General features: G+C 74.6%; 18 protein-coding genes and 2 pseudogenes. 9 read left to right on the plus strand and 11 right to left on the minus strand.

Annotated elements, in window-relative coordinates:
* The 3 genes from ABD323_RS30025 to ABD323_RS30035 all read right to left on the minus strand — a co-directional run.
* Window positions 1-882: sigma-70 family RNA polymerase sigma factor (locus ABD323_RS30025; RefSeq protein WP_344445162.1), on the minus strand; the 882-nt coding region annotated here is incomplete at its 3' end.
* Window positions 883-1,114: 232 nt separating this feature from the next.
* The gene (locus tag ABD323_RS30030; RefSeq protein WP_344445176.1) at window positions 1,115-2,473 is read right to left on the minus strand and encodes a sensor histidine kinase; all 1,359 of its coding nucleotides are present in this window, start codon (window positions 2,471-2,473) and stop codon (window positions 1,115-1,117) included.
* A gap of 256 nt (window positions 2,474-2,729) precedes the next feature.
* Window positions 2,730-3,407 (minus strand): response regulator transcription factor, encoded by a 678-nt coding sequence (locus ABD323_RS30035; RefSeq protein WP_344445163.1) that lies wholly within the window; start codon window positions 3,405-3,407, stop codon window positions 2,730-2,732.
* A 547-nt stretch (window positions 3,408-3,954) separates the two neighbouring features.
* Between ABD323_RS30035 and ABD323_RS30040 the strand changes: the two genes are divergently transcribed.
* Both ABD323_RS30040 and ABD323_RS30045 read left to right on the plus strand, forming a co-directional pair.
* The gene (locus ABD323_RS30040) at window positions 3,955-5,076 is read left to right on the plus strand and encodes an MGDG synthase family glycosyltransferase (RefSeq protein WP_344445164.1); all 1,122 of its coding nucleotides are present in this window, start codon (window positions 3,955-3,957) and stop codon (window positions 5,074-5,076) included.
* Window positions 5,073-5,792, plus strand: a complete 720-nt coding sequence (locus ABD323_RS30045) for a polysaccharide deacetylase family protein (RefSeq protein ID WP_344445165.1) — start codon at window positions 5,073-5,075, stop codon at window positions 5,790-5,792. The genes ABD323_RS30040 and ABD323_RS30045 overlap by 4 nt, the downstream gene beginning before the upstream one ends.
* Window positions 5,793-5,877: 85 nt before the next feature.
* On the opposite strand, the gene ABD323_RS30050 is transcribed toward ABD323_RS30045, so the two are convergent.
* From ABD323_RS30050 to ABD323_RS30070, 5 genes and pseudogenes are all read right to left on the minus strand, one after another.
* The gene (locus ABD323_RS30050; RefSeq protein WP_344445177.1) at window positions 5,878-7,005 is read right to left on the minus strand and encodes a cytochrome P450 family protein; all 1,128 of its coding nucleotides are present in this window, start codon (window positions 7,003-7,005) and stop codon (window positions 5,878-5,880) included.
* Window positions 6,987-8,435: a cytochrome P450 gene (locus ABD323_RS30055; RefSeq protein WP_344445166.1), complete on the minus strand. Its 1,449-nt coding sequence runs from the start codon at window positions 8,433-8,435 to the stop codon at window positions 6,987-6,989. Before ABD323_RS30055 ends, ABD323_RS30050 begins: the two co-directional genes overlap by 19 nt.
* Entirely contained in the window at window positions 8,432-9,121 is a 690-nt protein-coding gene (locus ABD323_RS30060) for a GTP-binding protein (RefSeq protein ID WP_344445167.1), read from the minus strand. The genes ABD323_RS30055 and ABD323_RS30060 overlap by 4 nt, the downstream gene beginning before the upstream one ends.
* Window positions 9,099-9,455: a DUF742 domain-containing protein gene (locus tag ABD323_RS30065; protein WP_344445168.1), complete on the minus strand. Its 357-nt coding sequence runs from the start codon at window positions 9,453-9,455 to the stop codon at window positions 9,099-9,101. Before ABD323_RS30065 ends, ABD323_RS30060 begins: the two co-directional genes overlap by 23 nt.
* 104 nt (window positions 9,456-9,559) lie before the next feature.
* Window positions 9,560-9,967 (minus strand): annotated as a pseudogene (locus ABD323_RS30070) (roadblock/LC7 domain-containing protein); the annotation flags it as partial.
* A gap of 101 nt (window positions 9,968-10,068) precedes the next feature.
* Between ABD323_RS30070 and ABD323_RS30075 the strand changes: the two are divergent.
* The 3 genes from ABD323_RS30075 (at window position 10,069) to ABD323_RS30085 (ending at window position 13,625) form a co-directional block, all read left to right on the plus strand.
* Window positions 10,069-11,490 (plus strand): dipeptidase, encoded by a 1,422-nt coding sequence (locus ABD323_RS30075; protein ID WP_344445169.1) that lies wholly within the window; start codon window positions 10,069-10,071, stop codon window positions 11,488-11,490.
* Window positions 11,491-11,541: 51 nt separating this feature from the next.
* Entirely contained in the window at window positions 11,542-12,483 is a 942-nt protein-coding gene (gene nudC, locus ABD323_RS30080; protein ID WP_344445170.1) for an NAD(+) diphosphatase, read from the plus strand.
* A gap of 326 nt (window positions 12,484-12,809) precedes the next feature.
* Window positions 12,810-13,625 (plus strand): GntR family transcriptional regulator, encoded by an 816-nt coding sequence (locus tag ABD323_RS30085; protein WP_344445171.1) that lies wholly within the window; start codon window positions 12,810-12,812, stop codon window positions 13,623-13,625.
* A 79-nt stretch (window positions 13,626-13,704) separates the two neighbouring features.
* On the opposite strand, the gene ABD323_RS30090 is transcribed toward ABD323_RS30085, so the two are convergent.
* A complete protein-coding gene (locus tag ABD323_RS30090) occupies window positions 13,705-13,962 on the minus strand; it encodes a mycoredoxin (protein WP_344445172.1) in 258 nt (85 codons plus the stop codon).
* Between the two features lie 251 nt (window positions 13,963-14,213).
* On the opposite strand from ABD323_RS30090, the gene ABD323_RS30095 reads away from it, so the two are divergent.
* The 4 genes from ABD323_RS30095 to ABD323_RS30110 all read left to right on the plus strand — a co-directional run bounded on the left by ABD323_RS30095 (window position 14,214) and on the right by ABD323_RS30110 (window position 18,204).
* Window positions 14,214-16,493 (plus strand): ATP-dependent DNA helicase UvrD2, encoded by a 2,280-nt coding sequence (locus tag ABD323_RS30095; protein WP_425556206.1) that lies wholly within the window; start codon window positions 14,214-14,216, stop codon window positions 16,491-16,493.
* A gap of 300 nt (window positions 16,494-16,793) precedes the next feature.
* Complete coding sequence (locus ABD323_RS30100; RefSeq protein WP_344445173.1) at window positions 16,794-17,273, plus strand: hypothetical protein; 480 nt, start codon at window positions 16,794-16,796, stop codon at window positions 17,271-17,273.
* Between the two features lie 179 nt (window positions 17,274-17,452).
* Complete coding sequence (locus ABD323_RS30105; RefSeq protein WP_344445179.1) at window positions 17,453-17,812, plus strand: WhiB family transcriptional regulator; 360 nt, start codon at window positions 17,453-17,455, stop codon at window positions 17,810-17,812.
* 146 nt (window positions 17,813-17,958) lie between these two features.
* Complete coding sequence (locus tag ABD323_RS30110; RefSeq protein WP_344445174.1) at window positions 17,959-18,204, plus strand: hypothetical protein; 246 nt, start codon at window positions 17,959-17,961, stop codon at window positions 18,202-18,204.
* A gap of 233 nt (window positions 18,205-18,437) precedes the next feature.
* Here the strand turns inward: ABD323_RS30110 and ABD323_RS30115 are convergent, their stop codons facing one another.
* Window positions 18,438-19,874 carry an ABC1 kinase family protein gene (locus ABD323_RS30115; RefSeq protein ID WP_344445175.1) on the minus strand — a complete coding sequence of 479 codons (1,437 nt, stop codon included), beginning with the start codon at window positions 19,872-19,874 and terminating at the stop codon, window positions 18,438-18,440.
* A 185-nt stretch (window positions 19,875-20,059) separates the two neighbouring features.
* A pseudogene (locus ABD323_RS30120) lies at window positions 20,060-20,710 on the minus strand (hypothetical protein); the annotation flags it as partial.

Below are 20,710 nucleotides of genomic sequence, written 5' to 3' on the forward strand. Positions count from 1 at the left end.
GGCGGGCCGCGGCGGGGCGGCCGGGGCGGGACCGTGCCCGCCGCGTCCGGCACCGGACGTGGTGGCGGCGCCGGTGGGGTGAGCGGTCGGGTAGCCGGCCAGGGACGGTGCCTGCCGCAGCGCTCGGGGCAGCGGCAGCAGGGCGAGCCCGGCCAGCAGACCCTCGGCCGGCACCAGGCCGCGGGCCCGGCCGTGGCAGTCGGCACACCCGCGCGCGTGACGGGCCATCCGCTTGCGCCACAGCGCGCCCGGCTGCCCGTCCCAGGAGGCGGTCACCGCGGCCAGCTCCGGGCAGGACGGCGAGGCGACCAGCGCCCGCACCACCACCCGGGCGATGTCCAGGCGCTCCTTCACCCGCTGCACCCGGACCGCCGCGTGCTGCGGCGTCAGCTCCAGGGAGGCCGCCAGCTCCGGGCGGGTCAGCTCGCCGGCCGCCTCCAGCCACCAGAGCGCGAGCAGCTCGCGGTCCTCGCCGTCCAGCCAGCGGGTCGCCTCGGCGACCTCGCGGCGCTGCCCCGACAACCCCAGCCGGACGATCGTCAGGTTGACGAAGTCGGATCCGGGGTCGGGCAGTTCGCGCGCCTCGTCGAGCGCGTCGCCGGCCGGGACGCAGCTCTGCGCACGGTGGCGGTGGCGCACCTGGTTCATCGCTATGGCCACCAGCCAGGAGCGGAAGGCGGCCGGGTCGCGCAGGGCGGGCAGGCCGTCGACCGCGCGCAGCATGGTCTCCTGGACCACGTCGTCGGTGTCCGGGTGGCCGTTCAGCGCGCGGCCCACGATGTTGTAGACCAGCGGGAGGTGGCCGGCGATCAACTCGCACCGGGCGTCCCGGTCGCCGGCCCGTGCCCTGGCCACCGCGCTGGGGTACCTGTCCGTGTCCACCCGAGTCCACCTTGTCCGTCAGCTGACCTGTCCACCTTGGGAGACCCGCACCGGCCACGGCGATAACAGAAATCCGCCGGCGCGATCGACGGACTTTCCGCCCCCGCTGCCGGAGCGACCCTAGCCGGTCGACGGGACCGGGTGGTCCGGTGGCGAAAAGTGGGTGGTGGTACGGGGGATGGTGGTACGGGGACGGCGGTACGAGGGTCGCGGGCGCCCGGGGCGGCGCGCCTCAGGCCGGCGGCTCCTCGGACGGTGCGGCCAGGGGCAGGCGGACCACCAGCCGGGCGCCGTCCTCGGCCTCCTCGGCGGTCAGCGTGCCACCGTGGTGGGCGGCCAGGTCGCGGGCGATCGGCAGGCCCAGGCCGGCCCCGCCGTGGTCGCGGCTGCGGGAGTCGTCGAGCCGGGTGAACCGTTCGAAGATCCGCTCGCGGTCGGCCGCCGGTATCCCGGGGCCGTCGTCGGTGATCTCCAGCACCGCCAGCCCCTGCCGCGCCTCGGTCCGCAGCCGTACCGTGACCTGCTGGTCGGCGAAGCGCTGCGCGTTGTCCAGCAGGTTCGTCACGATCCGGGTCAGCCACAGGCTGCTGCCGGCCACCTCGACCGGCGCCGCCAGCTCGGCCCGCACCGGCAGCCGGTCACCGCGCCGGGCCGCCACCGCCTTGCGGACCAGGGCGGTGAGGTCGACGGTCGCGCTGGGCACCGGCTCGGCGGCGTCGAGGCGGGCCAGCAGCAGCAGGTCGGCGGCGAGTTGCTGCAGGCGGGCGGTGTCCTCCAGCGCGCCGCCGATCAGCTCGGGCTGCAGGGCCGGGTCGGCGACCGCCAGCGCCACCTCCAGCTGGGTGCGCAGGACGGTGATCGGGCTGCGCAGCTCGTGCGAGGCGTCGGCGATGAACTGGCGCTGGCGCCGGCCGGAGGACTCCAACCGGTCCAGGGTGGCGTTCATGGTGACCGCCAGCCGGGCGATCTCGTCGTGCGTCTGCGGCACCGGGACGCGGCGGTGCAGCTCGCGGTCGCTGATCCCGGCGACCTCGGCGCGGATCGCCTCCACCGGGCGCAGTGCCCGGCCGGTCACCCACCAGGTGACGCCGGCCACCGTGAGCAGCAGCAGCGGCATCCCGATCGCCAGCGCCATCGAGGTGGTGGCGTCGGCGGCGTCGACGTCGCGCAGCGAGGTGCCGGCGTAGACGGTGACCAGGCCGCTCTCGGTGTTGGTGGTGACCTGCACGACCCGCTGGCGGTGCTCCTGGCCCAGCGGTCCGATGTCCCAGGTGCTGAGCACGGTGCCGGGCACGCTGGGGCGCTGGGCGGAGATCGCCGGGCGGCCGCTCAGGTTCTGGCTCGAGGTCAGTACCCGCCCCTCGGCGTTGACCACCTGGAGGAAGTCGGCGCCGTCGGTGGTCGGCAGCTGCGGGCTGAGCTTGTCGGCGATCGCGAGCTGCGCCACCACCGCGGCCTGGGCCTCCGCGTCGCTCTCCGCGTTGTGCAGCAGGTTGGCGTCCAGCAGCCCGAGCAGGGCGAGCGCGGCGATCGCCAGCGCGACGGCCACCACGGCGCTGGCGCCCAGCGTGGCGCGGGCCCGTACGGTCATCGGCCGCAGCCGGCGCAGGCCGCGCCGGGCGCCGAGCTCGCCGGACGGCCGGTCGGCGGGCCGGTCGGCCGGCAGGTCACCGGGCAGGTCGGCCGGGTGGTCGGCGCCGTCGGGATCGGGCGCGGCCGCGGGATCGGTGACGGCATCGGGTGCGGGCTCGGGTTCGGCGGGGTTCGGGACGGCGAGGTGGGGCGCGGCGGCCTGGGTCGGGGCACGGCGCGCCCGCGGGACCACGCTGCGGGTCACCGGCGGCCGGCTACCCACCGTCGGCCGCCAGCCGGTAGCCGGCGCCCCGGATGGTCTCCAGCGACGCCCGCCCGAAGGGCGCGTCGATCTTGCGCCGCACCGCGCTGATGTGCACCTCGACCACGTTCGGATCCCCCTCGAAGGCCGAGTCCCAGACCTGTTCGAGGATCTCCCGCTTGGGCACCACCTCGCCGGCCCGCCGGGCCAGGTACTCCAGCACCGCGAACTCCCGCGCGGTCAGCCGGATCGGCGCCCCGCCCCGGGTGCAGCTGTGCCGGGCCGGGTCGAGCACCAGGTCGCCGAAGGCCAGCACCTCGGGGCGCCGGCGCCCGGTGCGCCGGGCCAGCGCCCGCAGCCGGGCCACCAGGACCACGTACGAGAAGGGCTTGGAGAGGAAGTCGTCGGCGCCGGTGTCCAGCGCCTCGGCCTCGTCGTACTCGCCGTCCTTCGCGGTGAGCATCAGGATGCCCGCCTCGTTGCCGGCCGCCCGCAGGCGGGCGCAGACCCGGTAGCCGTTGACCCCGGGCAGCATGATGTCGAGCACGATCACGTCGTAGTCGTGCTCGCCGGCCAGCCACAGCCCCTGCGGGCCGTCGTGGGCCAGGTCGACGGTCATGCCTTCGGCCTGCAGACCCCGCTGCAGTGCCGCGGCCAGCCGCCGCTCGTCCTCCACCACCAGTACGCGCATGCCAACAGGATCCCAGGCGGGGCCGAGCGTTTGCTGAAGACCTCTTCAGCTGGCTTCAGCTGGTCTTCAGCAACGGCGAACCATGCTGGGCGCAGCAGTGCACAGGGCAGTGGGATCCGCAGCGCGACCCGCAGGGGGAACGGCCCGTGGGGGGCCTGCCATCTCCAGGGGGTTGAACGGGAGTTGGCCGAGCCGTCGATGATCGGACACCTGGTGTCCGGCCAGTCGCCACATGGACTCCGGCTGGGCACCCTACCGTCACGTGCCTGACCGGCCCGGAGGCCGGGTTCGACGGGGGCGGTGCAGCCGGCTCCGGTGGGATCGATCGGACCGGCGGACGGGGGTTGCCAGCCGTGGGGCGGTGCGGGGCGGGCCTTCGGGCGCCGGCCGGCACCTCGCCCGCGTACGCGCCAACCGGTGCGGGCCCGATCCCGCGTCACGGGCGGCCGGCTCCCCGGTGGTCCCGGCACAACCGCCCGACGCAGTGAAGTCGTGGGCGCGGCACCGCCGTCGGCGGAGGGCCGTGACCCACCCTGGAAGGAGCCTGATGCGGTCGAGACTGCCGCGCCGGATCACCGTCGTGTCCGCCAGCGTGGGGGCGGGGCACGACGGCGCCGCCCGTGAACTGGTACGCCGCCTGGAGGCGGTCGGGGTCGAGGCCGAGTGCCACGACTTCCTCGACCTGCTGCCGCGCGGGTGCGGGCGCCTGCTGCGCGGCAGCTACGCGCTGGAGCTGAAGGTCGCGCCGTGGGCCTGGGGCTGGCTGCTGCGGGGGCTGGAGAAGCACCGCGTGTCGGCCGCCCTGGTGGGAGCGCTCTTCGCGGCCGCCGGGGCCCGCCGCACCCAGGCCCTGGTGGGTCCGGAGGTCGGCGCGGTGGTCTCCACCTACCCGCTGGCCAGCCAGGCCCTGGGCCGGCTGCGCCGGCGCGGCGCCCTGCACGCACCGGTGGCCACCTTCCTGACCGACATGTCGGTCCACCCGCTGTGGATCGCCGAGGGCGTCGACCTGCACCTCGCGCTGCACCCGGTGGCCGCCGCCCAGGCGAGCGGGCACGGCGCGCGGAACGTCGAGATCTGCGCGCCGCTGGTCGGCCCCGACTGCCGTCCGGTGCGCTCGGCCGCCGAGCGGCAGCGCGAGCGGGCCCGCTTCGGGCTGCCGGGCGACCGGCCGATCGCCCTGGTCACCGCCGGCTCCTGGGGGGTCGGCGAGGTCGAGCTGACGGCCCGGGAGATAGCCGCCACCGGCCTGGCCGTGCCGGTCACCGTCTGCGGCCACAACGAGGGCCTGCGCGAGCGGCTGGAGGCCGCCGGCACCGGCGTGGCGCTGGGCTGGGTGGACGACATGCCGGCCCTGCTGCGGGCCTGCGACGTGGTGGTGCAGAACGCCGGCGGCCTCACCTCGCTGGAGGCCATGGCCAGCGGCCTGCCGGTGGTCAGCTACCGTTGCCTGCCGGGCCACGGGGTGACCAACGCGGCCGCGCTGGACGAGGCGGGCATGGCGGTCTGGATACGCGACGAGCAGCGGCTCGGGCCGGAGCTGGCCCAGGCACTGGGCAGCGACCCGGCCGCGGGTCCGGGTACGGCGCCGCGGACCGCCGCCGGCGCCGAACACGCCGTGGTCGCCCTGGCCGGCGGCAGCATCGAACCGATCCTGGAGGCCGCCTCGTGAGGGGACCCACCCGCGCGCTCGCGCTCACCGCCGGCGGCCTGGCGCTCGCGCACAGCCTGCCCGCCCTGACCTCGCTGGGCCCGGTCCGCCCGCTGCTCGCCCCGCGGCTGAGCGGCCCGGGCGACCCCGGGCACGTCGCGCTGACCTTCGACGACGGCCCCGACCCGGCCTCCACCCCGCTCTTCCTGGCGGAGCTGGCCAGGACCGGGACCAGGGCCACCTTCTTCCTGCTGGGCCGGATGCTGGTGCGCGCCCCCGAGCTGGGCCGCGAACTGGTCGCCGCCGGCCACGAGGTGGCGGTGCACGGCTGGGCGCACAAGCCGCTGCTGATCCGCTCGCCGCGCCAGACGCGCGACGACGTCGCCCGGGCCCGCGACCTAGTCGCCGAGGTGACCGGCCGCGAGCCGCGCTACTACCGACCGCCGTACGGGGTGCTCAGCGCCTCCGCGCTCTACGCGGCGCGCGAGAACGGCCTGAAGCCGGTGCTCTGGACGCACTGGGGCCAGGACTGGACCGCCCGCGCCACCCCCGACTCGGTCATGCGCACCCTGACCCGGGCCCCGTTGGCCGGCGGCACCGTGCTGCTGCACGACTCCGACGTGACCTCCGCCCCCGGCGCCTGGCGCTCGGCGCTCGGCGCGCTGCCGCGGCTGCTGGAGCACTGCGCGGAGCAGGGGCTGAAGGTCGGCCCGCTGGGCGAGCACGGGCTGCGCTAGGCGTTCTGACCGTTGTCGCGGCCCGCCGGGGTGTCGTCCGGCGGGCCGGTGGGCGTGCGCGGGGTGGGTCGGTGCGCGGGGCGGCTCAGTTCGCGGCCGGCTCCAGGACCACCGGCAGCCGGCGGTGGCCGTTGGAGATGAAGGACTCCACCGGGGGCAGCTCCTCGCCGGTCAACGCCATCCGCGGGAACCGCTCGAAGAGCGCCGGCAGCGCCACCGCCGCCTCCAGGCGGGCCAGCGGCGCGCCCAGGCAGAAGTGCGCGCCGTGGCCGAAGGAGACGTGGTCCTTGGCGGCGCGGGTCAGGTCGAAGACGTCCGCGTCGGCGCCGTGCACGGCCTCGTCGCGTCCGGCGGAGGCGTAGCCGGCCAGGATCGCCTCGCCCTGGCGGATCAGCACCTCGCCCACCTGGATGTCCTCCACCGCGTAGCGCAGCGGCAGGTTGGCCACCGGCGCCTGCACCCGCAGCGCCTCCTCGATCACGTCGTTCCAGGAGGCCTGCCCGGAGCGGACCAGGGCCAGCTGCTCGGGGTGGGTGAGCAGCAGGTGGATCGCGTTGTCGAGCAGGTTGACGGTGGTCTCGTGCCCCGCGCTGATCACCAGCAGCAGGGTGTCCAGCAGCTCCTGCTCGGTGAGCGTGCTGCCGTCGCCGTCCTCCTCGTCGTCGCGGGCCGCGATCAGCATGCTGGTCAGGTCGTCGCCCGGCTCCTTGCGCTTGAGCGCGGCCAGTTCGCCCAGCAGCCGGTACACCTCCAGCACGTTGGCGTGCGCGGCCTCGGGGGAGATGGTGGTGTCGAAGAAGCCGTCCACGCAGGTCTTCAGGCCCGGGTGCAGGTGCTCGGGGACGCCGAAGAGCTCGCAGATCACCTGGATCGGGATCGGGTAGGCGTAGCCCTCGCGCAGGTCGGCGGCCGTACCGGCGGGGGTGGCGGCCAGGGTCTCCAGCAGTCCGGCGGTGATCTGCTCGATCCGCGGCCGCAGCGCCTCGCTGCGCCGGGTGGTGAACGCGCCGGCCACCAGCCGCCGCAGCCGGCGGTGGTCGGCGCCGTAGGCGGTGAACATGTTGTCGACCGCGACCCAGATGGTCAGCGGCCAGTCGGCGGGCACCTCACCGTTGACGAAGGCGGTCCAGTGCCGGCGGGCGTTCTTGGAGACGCGCGGGTCGGCGAGCAGCTGCTTGACCAGCTGCTGGCTGCCTATCGACCACGCCACCACGCCGCCAGGGAGCTCCACCCGGGCCACCGGCCCGTCCTGGTGGATCCGCCGGGCCTCGCCGTGGATGTCGCCGCCGGTCGGGTCGATGCGGTAGGGGCAGCGGTCGGGTTCCATGTACGGCCTCCAGGGGCGGTGTCGGGAGCGGCGGTGTCGGGCGCGGCGTCAGGCGGCGCGGCGGCCGGGGTGGCAGCCTGCGCGGTGGGCGTCGCGGCCGGCGGGTAGTGCACCGGCAGGGCGGCCAGCGCGCGGTGGAAGGGACCCGGGCGCCAGAGCAACTCATCCGGCTTGACGGAGAGTTCGAGGTCGGGCAGGCGGTCGAGCAGCTTCTCCACGGCGACCGAGGCGATCAGCCGGGCCGGTCCCTGCGCGGGGCAGGCGTGCGGGCCCGCGCTCCACGCCAGGTGGGCCCGGTTGCCGGAGCGGGCCCGGCCGGCCAGCGCCGGGTCGGTGTTGGCCGCGGCGAAGCCGATCACCACCGGATCGCCCTCGGGCAGCAGCACGCCGCCCAGCTCCACGTCCCGGACCGGGTAGTGGATCCCGTAGTTGGCCATCGGCGGGTCGGTCCAGAGCACCTCGTCCAGCGCGTCCTCGACCGGCAGGCTGCCGCCCGCCAGATCGCCGGCGAAGCGCTCGTCGGAGAGCAGCAGCCGCAGCGTGTTGCTGATCAGGTTGAGCTGCGGCTCGGTGCCCGCGCCCATCAGGACCACCAGTTGGTGCAGCATCTCCTCGTCGTCCAGCGCCGCCGGGTGGGCCATCAGCCAGCTGGTCATGTCGGCGTCCGGGGCGGCCCGCTTGAGTGCCACCAACTCCAGCAGGGCGGCGGTCAGTTCGGCGTTCGCCCGCTCGGCGTCCACCCCCTCGAAGATGCCGGCCATCCCGCTGACCAGCCGGTCACCCAACTCGGCGGGGCAGCCGAAGAGCTGATTGAGGATCAGCAAGGGCAGCGGCCTGGCGTAGTCGGCCACCAGGTCGGCCTCGCCGCGGCCGGCGAAGGCGTCGATCAGCAGGTCGGCGCTGCGCTCCACGTAGCCGCGCAGCGCGTTCGGGTCGATCCGCTCCAGGCTGTCGTCCACCGCGCCGCGCAGCCGGGCGTGCGCCTCGCCGTCCGCGAAGAGGCAGTTGGGGCGGTAGGCCATCATCGGCACGGCCGGGTTGTCCGGGGTGACCCGGCCCTGGCTCAGTGCGCGCCAGCGGCGGGCGTCCTTGCGGTAGGTCTGCGGGTTGCGCAGCACCTCCAGCGCCGCCTCGTAGGAGAGCACCAGGTGTGCCTGCGCGCCCGGGTGGAGCTCGACCGGCACCACCGGGCCGCGGTCGCGCAGGGTGCGGTAGACGGCCGCCGGGTCGGCGGCGAACTCCGCTCCGTGCAGCGGGAATCCGCCGTCCTGCTGCTGGTGTGCCGGGCAGCCGGGCGGTGGCGACTGGGAGTTCACGCAGGCTCCAGATCGGTGCGGTCGGGGTGACGGTCCCCGAAGGCGCCGGAGCTGTCGGCGTCCTCGTGCTCGGGGTCGCCGTCGAGGTCGAGGTCGTTCTGTTCGAGCAGGTACTGGACGAGGGCGATCAGCGCCCGGGTGGCCGACTCCCGGTCGCGGGCGTCGCAGGTCACCAGCGGGGTGCCGGGCAGCAGGTCGAGCGCCTCGCGCAGCTCGGCCTCGGCGAACTCCGGTGCGCCGTCGAAGCGGTTGACCGCGACCGCGTACGGCAGCCCGTGTTCCTCCAGCAGGTCCATCACCGGGAAGGAGTGCTCCAGGCGCCGGGTGTCGGTGAGCACCAGGGCGCCGAGCGCGCCGAGGGTCATGTCCCGCCAGAGCGGGGTGAAGCGCTCCTGGCCGGGCGCGCCGAAGAGATAGAGCACCAGGCTGCGGCTGAGCGTGAGGCGCCCGAAGTCCATGGCGACCGTGGTGGTCCCCTTCTCCGGCACCCCGGTCAGGTCGTCCACCAGGACGCTGGCCTGGGTCATCGGCTCCTCGGTGCGCAGCGGCTCGATCTCGGAGAGGGCGCCGACGAACGTGGTCTTGCCGACCGCGAAGTGACCGGTGATGAGCAGCTTGACGGCGGTCTGCACGTCCTCGCCGAGGTAGGCGACCGGTGGCGCCTCAGAGTCGGGAGCGAAGGCCATCGAGCACCTCCAGCAGCAGCTGGGAGTCCGGCAGTTGGGCCCGGGGGACGGCGGCCCTGGTGAGGATGTGGCCGCTGTCCACCAGGTCGCCCAGCAGGACCTTGGTGACGCTCACCGGCAGCCGCAGGTGCGCGGCGACCTCGGCCAGCGAGAGCGCGCCGCGGGTGCAGAGCTCCACCAGCCGGCGCTTCTCGGGGCTCAGCTGCGCCACCGGCCGGCCGGACGCGGCGCTGACCAGGGTGACCAGGTCGAAGGTGTTGCGGGTGGGCTCGAAGCGCCCGCCGGTCACCACGTACGGGCGCACCAGCCCCTTCTCGCGCCGCGGGCCGCTCACCGCAGGGCGCCCAGGTCGCTCGGGGACACCGGGGGCTGCGGTGCCGATTCGCGCGACCCGCTCGCCGGGGGCACGGCCCGGGCGGCCGCGGCCTGCTGGGGCGGGCCCTGGCGGGGCGGGGCGCTGAGCTCCTTGCCGAGCCGGTCGACCAGCTTCTGCATCCGGTAGCTCACCGCCTCCATGTCCACGTCCTCGCCGGCCGACACCGCCAGGTAGGCGCCGGGGCCGGCCGCGACCAGGAAGACGTAGCCGCCGACGAACTCGATCAGGGTCTGCCGCCAGGGCGTCGGCTCGGGGCCGCAGAAGCCCGCGGTGCTGCGGCTGATCGACTGGAGCCCGGCGAGCGCGGCGGCCTGCCGGTCGGCCTCGTCGCGGCCGATGCCGGCCGAGTGGGCGCGCAGCAGGCCGTCCGCGGAGAGCAGGATCGCGTGCCGGGCCCCGGGCACCAGCAGGACGTCGTCGAGCATCCAGCCGAGGTCGTTGGTCGGGCGGCTGTTCAGCCGGCTGTTCATCGATGGCTCCTTGCGGGGGATCTGGCCGAGCGGTGGGGGGAGCGGTCCGGCGGTTCTCCTCAGTCGGCGCGCGGCCGTGCCGGAGAACTAAAGTCGTCCGTATGACGAAAACCCCGGACAGCGTCGTCCGTTCCTTCATCGACGAGCAGGAGGCCGGCTTCCTCGCCGATCTGGCCGACTGGCTCCGCATCCCCTCGATCTCGGCCGATCCCGACCGCGCCCAGGACGTCCGGCGCTCGGCCGAGTGGCTGGCCGCCAAGCTGCGCGAGACCGGCTTCCCGGTGGCCGAGGTGTGGGAGTCGGACGGCCTGCCGGCGGTCTTCGCCGAGTGGCCCTCGGGGGACGCCGGGGCGCCCACGGTGCTGGTCTACGGCCACCACGACGTGCAGCCGGCCGCCCTGGCCGACGGCTGGGACACCGAGCCGTTCACCCCGGTCACCATCGGCAACCGGCTGCACGCCCGCGGGGCGGCCGACGACAAGGGCCAGGTCTTCTTCCACACCCTGGGGCTGCGCGCGCACCTGCACGCCACCGGCCGCACCGCGCCCGCCGTCAACCTCAAGCTGCTGATCGAGGGCGAGGAGGAGTCCGGCTCGCCGAACTTCGGGGCGCTGATCCGGCGCGAGGCGGCCCGGCTGGCCGCCGACCTGGTGTACGTCTCGGACACCGGGATGTGGGGCGAGGGCACCCCGACCGTCTGCACCGGGATGCGCGGCAAGGCGGACTGCCAGATCGACCTCTACGGTCCCGACAGCGACATCCACTCCGGCTCGTTCGGCGGCGCGGTGCCCAACCCGGCCACCGCCGCGGCCGAACTGGTCGCCGCGCTGCACGACGAGCGGCGCCGGGTCGCGGTGCCCGGTTTCTACGACGGCGTGGTCGAGCTGACGGACCGTGAGCGCGAGCTCTTCGCCAAGCTGCCCTTCGACCAGGAGGCCTGGCTGCGCACCGCGAAGTCGCACGGCACCGAGGGCGAGGAGGGCTTCTCCACCCTGGAGCGCGTCTGGGCGCGGCCCACCGCCGAGGTCAACGGCATCTGGGGCGGCTACACCGGGCCGGGCTTCAAGACCATCGTGCCGGCCCAGGCCCACCTCAAGCTCTCCTTCCGGCTGGTCGCGGGCCAGGACGTCGAGCGGGTCGAGGAGGCCTTCCGGAGCTGGGTGGCCGAGCGGCTGCCGGCCGGCATCCGGCACGAGATCGACTTCCGCGGCGGGGTCCGTCCCTGCCTGACGCCGCTGGACCACCCGGCCCTGGAGTCCACGGTGCGGGCGATGGGCCGGGCCTTCGAGCAGGAGATCCTCTTCACCCGTGAGGGTGGTTCGGGACCCGCCGCCGACCTGCAGGACGTGCTCGGCGCCCCGGTGCTCTTCCTCGGCATCTCGGTGCCCTCGGACGGCTGGCACTCCGTCAACGAGAAGGTCGAGCTGGACCTGCTGCGCAAGGGCGTGGAGACCGCCGCCTACCTCTGGGGCGAGCTGGCAGAGAACTTCCGGCCGGCGGCGGCCCCCGCCGCGGGCCACTGACCGCGTCGGCCTGTGACCGCCGACGACACCTGGGAACGGGGACGGACCATCATGAGCACCATGCCTGACACCGAACGGCCGTTGCAGCTCGCGCTCGCCAGGGCGGCCGTGGACCGGGCGGCCCAGCACCGGCTGGACGAGCCGTGGCTGGCCGCCGCCTGGAGCCACCCCAGCACCAAGGTCCTGCCGATCTCCGGCGGCGAGGCCTTCGTGGTGGACACCGACAACGGCACCGAACTGGTCCTGCTGCCGTCCTTCGAGGCACCGGCCAACGGTGACCGCTACTTCCTGGGCACCGACGAGGACGGCGTCTCGTACTTCGCGCTGGCCGGCGAGACGCTGCCCGGGCGACTGGACGGCGACGCCCGGCCGGCCGGGCTGCGCGAGGTGGGCGCCACCCTCTCCGACCGCCAGGCGGGCCTGCTGGTGCACGCGGTGGCGCTGGAGCACTGGCACCGGCTGCACAGCTTCTGCTCGCGCTGCGGGCACCCGACCGAGAAGGCCGGCGCCGGGCACCTGCGCCGCTGCACCTCCTGCGCGGCGGAGCACTACCCGCGCACCGACCCGGCCGTGATCATGGTGATCACCGACGAGCAGGACCGCTGCCTGCTGGGCCGCCAGGCGCTCTGGCCGGAGGGCCGCTGGTCCACCCTGGCCGGGTTCGTGGAGCCGGGGGAGTCGATCGAGCAGGCGGTGGCCCGGGAGGTCTTCGAGGAGGCCGGGGTGCGGGTCGGCGAGGTGGCGTACGTGGCCAGCCAGCCGTGGCCGTTCCCGGCCAGCCTGATGCTGGGCTTCGTCGGCAAGGTGGCGCCCGGCGGCGCGGAGATCACCGTGGACGGCGAGGAGCTCGCCGAGGCGCGCTGGTTCTCCCGCGAGGACCTGCGGGCCGCGATGGCCTCGGGCGAGATCGTGCCGCCCTCGGGGATCTCGATCGCCCGCCATCTGATCGAACTCTGGTACGGCGAGCCGATGCCGGCCGCGGTGCGCTGGTAGTCGCTCATCCGGGGCGCTGATCCGGTCACCGATCCGGTCGCCGATCACCGGTTCGGGAAATAGTCGGGGGGCGTGTGTCGATCAATACACGCCCCCCTCTCTGCTGCACTCGCGGGTTCGCGCTCCGGATCGGCCGGCGCGCCCGCCCGGGTCGGTGTTCCCGCAGCTCAACGCCATGATCGTGGAAATCCCGACCGATCATGAATGGGTCCGAACCGATCGCCGACGGTCGGGTTGCCGGGCCGTTCAATCCGGTATTCCCCGGCCTTGGCCACTATTGGCCGGTCGGGCTGAAGCGGCGTCACCCGAATCGCTACATTTCCAGGGTGACCATCTCCAGCGGTAGCGTTCCGTCTCCCAAGTACCAGCGGCTGGCGGCCGACCTGCGCCGGCGGATCGCGGCCGGCGAATGGCGCGGCGAGGTCGCCCTGCCGGTGGAGTCCGAACTGGAGCAGCAGTACGGGGTGGCCCGCAACACGGTGCGCCTGGCCGTCGACGTCCTGGTCAACGAGGGCCGGCTGGTGCGCCTGCAGGGCAAGGGCACCTTCCTGCGCGAGCACCCGGTGCTGGACCACTGCGCCTTCGGCCCGCTGCCGGCGGGCGCGGTGCTGCCGGCCCAGCGCGAGGCGACGACCGCGCTGGCCGCCCCCAGTACGACGTACGCCGAGGAGGCCTCGGCGGCCGGCCGGGTGCTCAGTGCCGAGTTCGAGATGCTGATCGTGCGGGCCCGGGTGGACGTCGCCGAGTGGCTGGGGCTGCGGCCGGGGGAGGCGGTGGTGGTCCGCCGCCAGCTGCGGCTGATGGACCGCGAGCCGTACTCGATCGAGGAGAGCCACTACCGGGCCGGGGTCGCGGCCGGCACCGCGCTGATGGAGCCCGACCCGGTGCCGGGCGGGGACGAGGCGGTGCTGGCGGAGCTCGGCCGGGCCGAGGTCGGCGCCGTCGACCAGCTGGTCTCCCGGATGCCGGGCCCCGAGGAGGCGCAGTGGTTCCAGGGCGGCCCGGGCGTGCCGCTGCTGGTGCAGACCCGGGTCAGCTACGACCGGCGCGGACCGGTGCGGGTGATCGAGACCCGGTACTCGGCGGACCGCTGCCGGCTGGTCTACGCCCTGGGTGAGCTGTCCGCGCGGCCGGTCACCTGACGGGCGCCGGCGGCCCGGGCGCAGGCCCGGGGTCGGGGCCCGGCCGGAGGGTGTCCGGCCGGGCCCCCGCCGGTGGGGCTCAGCCGGCCAGCGCGGCCTGGACCTGGCGCAGGCTCGGGTTGGTCATGGTGACCGGCTCGCCGCCGCCGGTGGGCACCACGAGCACGGTCGGCACGGTCTGGTTGCCGTTGTTCGCCTTCTCGACGAAGGCCGCCGACTCCGGGTCCTGCTCGATGTTGATCTCGGTGTAGCCGATCCCCTCGCGGTCCAGCTGGCTCTTCAGCCGCTGGCAGTAGCCGCACCAGGTCGTGCTGTACATCGTGACGCTGCCGGACATCGAAAGGACTCCTTCGCCGGGGAACGGTGGTCGGGCGTGTGTGCCGCGCACGACAACGTACGGGACCGGGCGCCGCATTCCTGCGCCCGGGCGGGCGACTGAGCGGGCGGCTGAGCGGCCGGCTCGGCGAGCGGCTCAACGGGCCGAAGATCGTACCGGGCCTGTGGACAGCGCGCGGCCGTCTGTCGGCGGTACCTGCCAGGATGTCCGAACCGGGAGATTCCACCCGGCGGGCTGAGAGGATGGAGCCCATGCAGGAAGAGTTCTTGACCATGGGTGGCTTCGACGGCGCGGCCGGCTACGGCGGCCGGCCCGGGGACGCGGACGCGGTGCTGGCCGGCCTCGATCCCGAGCAGCGGGCCGTCGCCACCGCCCTGCACGGGCCGGTCTGCGTGCTGGCCGGCGCCGGCACCGGCAAGACCCGGGCGATCACCCACCGGATCGCCTACGGGGTGCGCAGCGGCGTCTTCCAGCCGCAGCAGGTGCTCGCGGTCACCTTCACCGCGCGCGCCGCCGGCGAGATGCGCGGGCGGCTGCGCCAGCTCGGTGCCGAGGGGGTGCAGGCCCGCACCTTCCACTCCGCGGCGCTGCGCCAGCTCCAGTACTTCTGGCCGCGCGCGGTCGGCGGCGAGGTGCCCCGACTGCTGGAGCGCAAGGTGCAGCTGGTGGCGGAGGCCGCCGGCCGCACCGGGCTGCGCGTGCAGCGCACCGAACTGCGCGACCTCACCAGCGAGATCGAGTGGGCCAAGGTCACCCAGATCGTGCCCGACGACTACCCGGTGGCGGTGCTCAAGGCGGGCCGCGACGCCCCGCGCGACCCCGCCGAGATCGCCCGGGTCTACGCCACCTACGAGCAGACCAAGCGCGACCGCAACGTCATCGACTTCGAGGACGTGCTGCTGCTCACCGCCGCGATCCTGGAGGACCGCCCGGAGATCGCCGAGCGGGTGCGCGGCCAGTACCGGCACTTCACCGTCGACGAGTACCAGGACGTCTCCCCGCTGCAGCAGCGGCTGCTCGACCAGTGGACCGGCGGCGGCGAGGACGCCGGGCTGTGCGTGGTCGGCGACGCCAGCCAGACCATCTACTCCTTCACCGGGGCGACCCCCGACTACCTGCTGAACTTCCGGACCAAGCACCCCGGGGCCACCGTGGTGAAGCTGGTGCGCGACTACCGCTCCACCCCGCAGGTGGTGCACCTGGCCAACGGGCTGCTCGGGCAGGCCCGCGGCGAGGCCGCCCGGCACCGCCTCGAACTCGTCTCGCAGCGCGAGGCCGGCCCCGAGCCGCTCTACGCCGAGTACCCGGACGAGCCCACCGAGGCCGAGACCACCGCGCACCGGATCAAGGAACTGCTCGACCGCGGCCCGGGCAACGGCGGCTGCCGGGCCAGCGAGATCGCCGTGCTGTTCCGCACCAACGGGCAGTCCGAGGTCTACGAGCAGGCGCTCGCCGACCTCGGCATCTCCTACCAGCTCAAGGGCGCCGAGCGGTTCTTCGAGCGGCCCGAGGTGCGCGAGGCCGGGCTGCTGCTGCGCGGCGCGGCCCGGGCCGCCAGCGACCCGCTCACCGCCGACGCCCCGGACCTGGCCTCCCAGGTCCGCGCGGTGCTGGCCACCCGGGGCTTCACGCCGACCGCGCCGGCCGGCTCCGGCGCGGTGCGCGAGCGCTGGGAGTCGCTGGCCGCGCTGGTCCGGCTGGCCGAGGAGTTCGAGGCCGGCCGCCGCGCGGCCGGTGAGGAGACCGACCTGGCGGCCTACGTGGCCGAACTGGACGGTCGGGCCGCCGCCCAGCACGCGCCGGCGGTGGAGGGCGTCACGCTGGCCTCGCTGCACGCCGCCAAGGGCCTGGAGTGGGACGCGGTCTTCCTGGTCGGGCTCAGCGAGGGCACCCTGCCGATCATCTACGCCAAGACCGACGAGCAGTTGGAGGAGGAGCGCCGCCTGCTCTACGTCGGCGTCACCCGCGCGCGGGTGCACCTCTCGCTCTCCTGGGCGCTGTCGCGTTCCCCCGGCGGGCGCGCGAGCCGCAAACCCAGCCGCTTCCTGGACGGGTTGCGCCCGGGTTCCTCCGGCAGCGGCTCGCGCGGTGGCGCGGGCGGCGGGCGCGGGGGCGTGGAGGGCGGCGGCGAGCGCTCGGCAGGGCGTCGCGCGCCGCGCGGTCCGGTCAAGTGCCGGGTCTGCGACCGGACCCTGACCGAGGCGGTGGAGCGCAAGCTGCGCCGGTGCGAGGGCTGCCCCTCCTCGATGGACGAGGGCCTCTACGAGCGGCTGCGCGAGTGGCGGGCCCGGCAGGCCAAGAAACAGGGCGCGCCGGCCTACGTGGTCTTCACCGACGCGACCCTGATGGCGATCGCCGAGGACGTCCCGGCCAGCACCGGGGAGCTCTCGCTGATCTCCGGCGTCGGTGCCATGAAGCTGGACAAGTACGGGGCCGCCGTGCTGTCGTTGTGCGCGGGGGAAGAACCCGAGGAGGACCAGGCCGTCGAGGCCGACGACCTCCCGGCCGAGGCCGCTGACGACCCTGCGTAGGGCGTCGCGGTGCGGGCTCCCGAAACTCGCCGGAAAAATAGTTTGCGCGCTGTGCATGAAGCGCAATAGCCTGCCGGAGCGGTCAAGGGGATGTGGCCGCGAGCCGATCGGGTTCTCTCCTGATCAGGCCTTCCCCTGCGCTCGATCGCATGATTCGCTGTACTTCTGATTCTGCTGTTCCCCCTGCTCAAGGCCCGGATCGTCATGATCCGTCCGGCGGCGGGGCTGCTGGACCCACCACATCCGAACATCGGAGCCCGGGCGACCGGGCACCGCGAGACGCCGAGAGGAGGCGACGAAGTGAAGACCACGAACAAGAACACCCAGCTGACTGGCCAGACCGTCGTTGCCGCTTCCCTGCGTCTCTCCCCTGCGGGTCTCCCCGCGGGCGGAGTCTCGCTGACCGGTGTCCTCGGTGGTCTGGGTCTCGACGCCACCCGTGTCAGTGCCCCTGGCGCCAATGGTGCCAACGGAGCCCTGCGCAGCAGTGTCCTCATGGCCTGCATCCCGGGAGCGTCCGTCGAGACGGGTCTGTCCATCGGTTGGCTCGAGGCCGACGTCGACTCGGTGCGTGTGATGCGCGCCGGACGACCGACCAAGGCACCCAAGGCAGTGGAAGCGGCGGCCAAGCATGGCGCCTATCTGCTGGCGGCCGGTGCCGGAGCCGACACGGAGCAGGAGAAGCAGCAGATCAGCCAGGCCAAGGCCGCCTTTACGGGCGCCGAGGCCGTCCGGATCAGGGCCTTCCGCGGGCCTGAACCCTGGAGAGAACGAACCTGAGGCACGCTCAGGTCGGCACCTTTCCAGGGCCGCGGAACCCGTACACCGGGATCCGCGGCCCTCTTGTTTTGTCCGGTACGACAGCCACCAGGCCCCTCGGGGCCTCCGGTCCAGCCCACCAGTCGGCTGGATCGGATCCAGAACTCCAGACGAGGAAGACGCCCACAGTGTCCACGGTCATCACACCGCCCCTCCCGTCCGTACCGCAGACAACGCCGACCACGGCCGAGCCCGCCCAGTTCCCTCCCCCGGAAGGTTCCCTCATGCAGATCACCGCTCTTGACGACGCCGAGACGCTTGGCGCCCCCATCCCGTGCCGTGCCTTCGACCCGGAGGTCTTCTTCGCCGAGACCCCCGCGGACGTCGAGTACGCAAAGTCCCTCTGCGGCACCTGCCCGGTCAAGGAGGCCTGCCTCGCCGGCGCCCTCGACCGCCGCGAGCCGTGGGGCGTCTGGGGCGGCGAGCTCTTCGTGCAGGGTGTCGTGGTGGCTCGGAAGCGGCCGCGTGGCCGTCCGCGCAAGACCGAGGTCGCAGCGTGAACCCCGTGGCCCGAGCAGCCCGAGTCCCCCGGGAATGCCCCCCGGCGGACGGCGCACTGCGCCACTCCGTTCGCATCGCCCTTGCCCAGGCCGACGCAGCGGTCCAGCACCCCTACCCGACGACGCACCACGAGCAGGACCACCACATGTCGATCATCACCGCAGGGCCCGGCGCCCGTGCTGAGCAGTCCACCGAACTCCAGATCCAGAACAGGACCCTTGAGATGCATCTCCTGCAAGAAAACCTGGCCCGTGCCCATATGCAAGAACGCCTCCAGGAGGCCGAGCACCAACAACTCGTGCTGAGCGCGGTGCGCGTGGGCCGACTGCGGCGCAGGGCCGAGCGCGCCTCGATGCGCGCCCGCAAGGCGCTCGCCGTCGCGGTCATGTGACCCGTGCGGTGATCGGCCGGCCCGGCCGCGCCGAGTGCCACACCCCGGTCGGCGCCCACCCGCGCTGACCTGTTCGACCCGCTGACCCGGTATCAACCGGCAGTGCCCCGGGACCTCCCCGAACTCCCGGCGCACGCTCCGGACGGCCCGTCAGACGACTGTGCCCGGCCCCCGCACTGCGGGGAGCCGGGCACAGTCGTTTCTCGCGGTCGCCGTGGCGAGCGGTGGCGTCCTTACGCGCTCTCGCCCTTGGTCTTGCTCGCGGTCTTGCTCGCGGTCTTGCCGGCGGTCTTGCCACCAGCTGTGCCGTTGCCGCTGCCGTTGCCCGCGCTGCGGCCGCTCGCCTCGGCGAAGCCGGGCAGCCAGTCGCGCATCTCGGCCCGGAACGGGGCCTGGGCGCCGAGTTGGCAGAGCACGCCGATGGTGCTCAGGGTGACCCGGTGGATCAGCAGGTAGTCCGGCGGCAGGTTGAGCTGCTTGCCCAGGTTGTAGGCGGGGGAGCGCGGGTCGGCGATCCGCGCGGCCTGGGAGCGCATCCAGCTGCGGGTGAAGTGGAACTCGTCCACCGCGGCCGGCTCGATCATCGGGAGCAGGTAGTCGAGCACCGCGTCCGGATCGAGCTCGATCGAGGGCTTCACGAAGCCCTCACCGCGCAGCATCTCCAGCACGCCGACGGCGTCACCGGCCAGCGCCATCCGCAGCGAGTCGCCGATCGGCGCGGGCAGCCCGCCCGGCAGCCGGTCGACCGTGCCGAAGTCGAGCACGCCCAGGCGCCAGCCCTGCGCCGGCCCGTCGTCCTTGAGCAGCCGGAAGTTGCCGGGGTGCGGGTCGGCGTGCAGCAGGCCGGTCCGGGCCGGGCCGGCGAACAGGAAGCGGGCCAGCAGGTGCCCGGCCCGGTCGCGCTCGACCTGGCTGCCCCGGGCGATCACCTCGGCCAGCGGCGTGCCGTCCAGCCACTCGGTCACCAGCACCTGGTCGCCCTGGGCCACCACGGCCGGCACCGTGATGTCCGGGTCCGTCAGGAACTCCTCGGCGTGCACCCGCTGGGCCTGCGCCTCCAGGGCGTAGTCCAGCTCCTCGGAGACCCGGCTGCGCAGCTCGGTGATCAGCGGCTTGATGTCCAGCCCCGGGATCAGCGGGCCGACCAGCCAGGCCACCCGGCTCAGTTGGCCCAGGTCGGAGAGCAACGCCTCGCCCGCGCCCGGGTACTGGACCTTCACCGCCACCGAGCGGCCGTCCTGCCAGACCGCGCGGTGCACCTGCCCGATCGAGGCGGCGGCGGCCGGCCGGTCCTCGAAGCTGCGGAAGTTGGCGCGCCAGTCCTTGCCGAGCCGCTGGGCCAGCGCGGTGTGCACGCTCGCGGCGGGCATCGGCGGCGCGGCGTCCTGAAGCTTCGTCAGGGCGGCCCGGTAGGGGCCGGCCACCTCCTCGGGCAGCGCCGCCTCGAAGACCGAGAGCACCTGCCCGAACTTCATCGCGCCGCCCTTGAGCTCACCGAGGACCTTGAAGAGCTGGTCGGCGGTGGCCTGCTGGAGCTCGGCGGTGACCGCCTCGGCGGACCGCCCGCCGATCCGCTTGCCCAGGCCCAGGGTGGCTCGCCCCGCTATCCCCAACGGCAGGGCGGCGAGCCTTGCCGTGCGGGTCACTGCCTTGCGCGGAAGATCGCTCACCCGGGCCTCCCAATCGAACATGTGCCGGCAGGCACCGCGGCTGCGGTGGCTGGGACGGCGGTCACTAGGCCATTGTGCGGTCGGGCCCCGGGGGGCGGCCCGGCGCTTGCCGGCCCCCGCCGCGGGCGCCGGCCGGGCCGCGGGCGAGGGCGCCGGCCCGGGCGCCGGCCCGGGCGCTGGGTCGCTCACCGCCAGAAGCAGCCGCACTCGGTGTGCGGGGGCAGCCGCAGCCGCCGGACCATGCCGTCGGCCGCCGAGACCTCGCACCAGCCGTCCACGCTCGGCGGCCGCACGCCGCCGAGCAGCAGCAGCGCGTGCAGGGCGGCGGCGTCGGCCACCGCGGAGGCGACCGCGCCGTCGCAGGCCGGTTCGCGCGGGCGGGCCGGCCCCTCGGCGGCGAGCTGGGCCAGCAGCCGCGGCCAGGCGGCGTCCTGGTCGGTGCGGGTCAGGGCCACGCAGCCGCCGCAGGCGGAGGCGCCCGGCAGCACCAGCGGGCCGACGACCCCCAGGTGCTCGACCACCCCGACGTAGAGGTGCGCGATCCCGGCCCGCATCAGGTGGACGGCCTCGACGGCGTCACCGGCGAAGGCGCCGCTGCCGTCCCGCGGGGCGAGGACCACCAGGTCGGGCGGTGGCCGGCCGGCCGCCCGGCCGGCTTCGGCGCGGGTGGGTTCGGCGGGCCTGGACACGGGGCCCGCGGACTCGGGGCCGGCGGGATCGGTGCGGGCGGGCTCGGGCGGTGCCCCGGCGGCGCGGCGGACCGCCTCGCGGGCGGCGGTGGCCCGCAGCCGCCCGACCTCCTGGGGGGGGAGTCGGGGGCCACGCGGGCTTAGGGA

Source organism: Kitasatospora nipponensis (assembly GCF_039528135.1).
Classification (GTDB): Bacteria; Actinomycetota; Actinomycetes; order Streptomycetales; family Streptomycetaceae; genus Kitasatospora; species Kitasatospora nipponensis.

What these genes read in the sequence shown, in the direction of transcription:
- ABD323_RS30030 (WP_344445176.1), bottom strand. Translation starts at nt 2,473, where the DNA reads ATGACCGTACGGGCCCGCGCCACGCTGGGCGCCAGCGCCGTGGTGGCC.
- ABD323_RS30035 (WP_344445163.1), bottom strand. Translation starts at nt 3,407, where the DNA reads ATGCGCGTACTGGTGGTGGAGGACGAGCGGCGGCTGGCCGCGGCACTG.
- ABD323_RS30040 (WP_344445164.1), top strand. Translation starts at nt 3,955, where the DNA reads ATGCGGTCGAGACTGCCGCGCCGGATCACCGTCGTGTCCGCCAGCGTG.
- ABD323_RS30060 (WP_344445167.1), bottom strand. Translation starts at nt 9,121, where the DNA reads ATGGCCTTCGCTCCCGACTCTGAGGCGCCACCGGTCGCCTACCTCGGC.
- ABD323_RS30075 (WP_344445169.1), top strand. Translation starts at nt 10,069, where the DNA reads ATGACGAAAACCCCGGACAGCGTCGTCCGTTCCTTCATCGACGAGCAG.
- nudC (WP_344445170.1), top strand. Translation starts at nt 11,542, where the DNA reads ATGAGCACCATGCCTGACACCGAACGGCCGTTGCAGCTCGCGCTCGCC.
- ABD323_RS30090 (WP_344445172.1), bottom strand. Translation starts at nt 13,962, where the DNA reads ATGTCCGGCAGCGTCACGATGTACAGCACGACCTGGTGCGGCTACTGC.
- ABD323_RS30095 (WP_425556206.1), top strand. Translation starts at nt 14,214, where the DNA reads ATGCAGGAAGAGTTCTTGACCATGGGTGGCTTCGACGGCGCGGCCGGC.
- ABD323_RS30110 (WP_344445174.1), top strand. Translation starts at nt 17,959, where the DNA reads ATGTCGATCATCACCGCAGGGCCCGGCGCCCGTGCTGAGCAGTCCACC.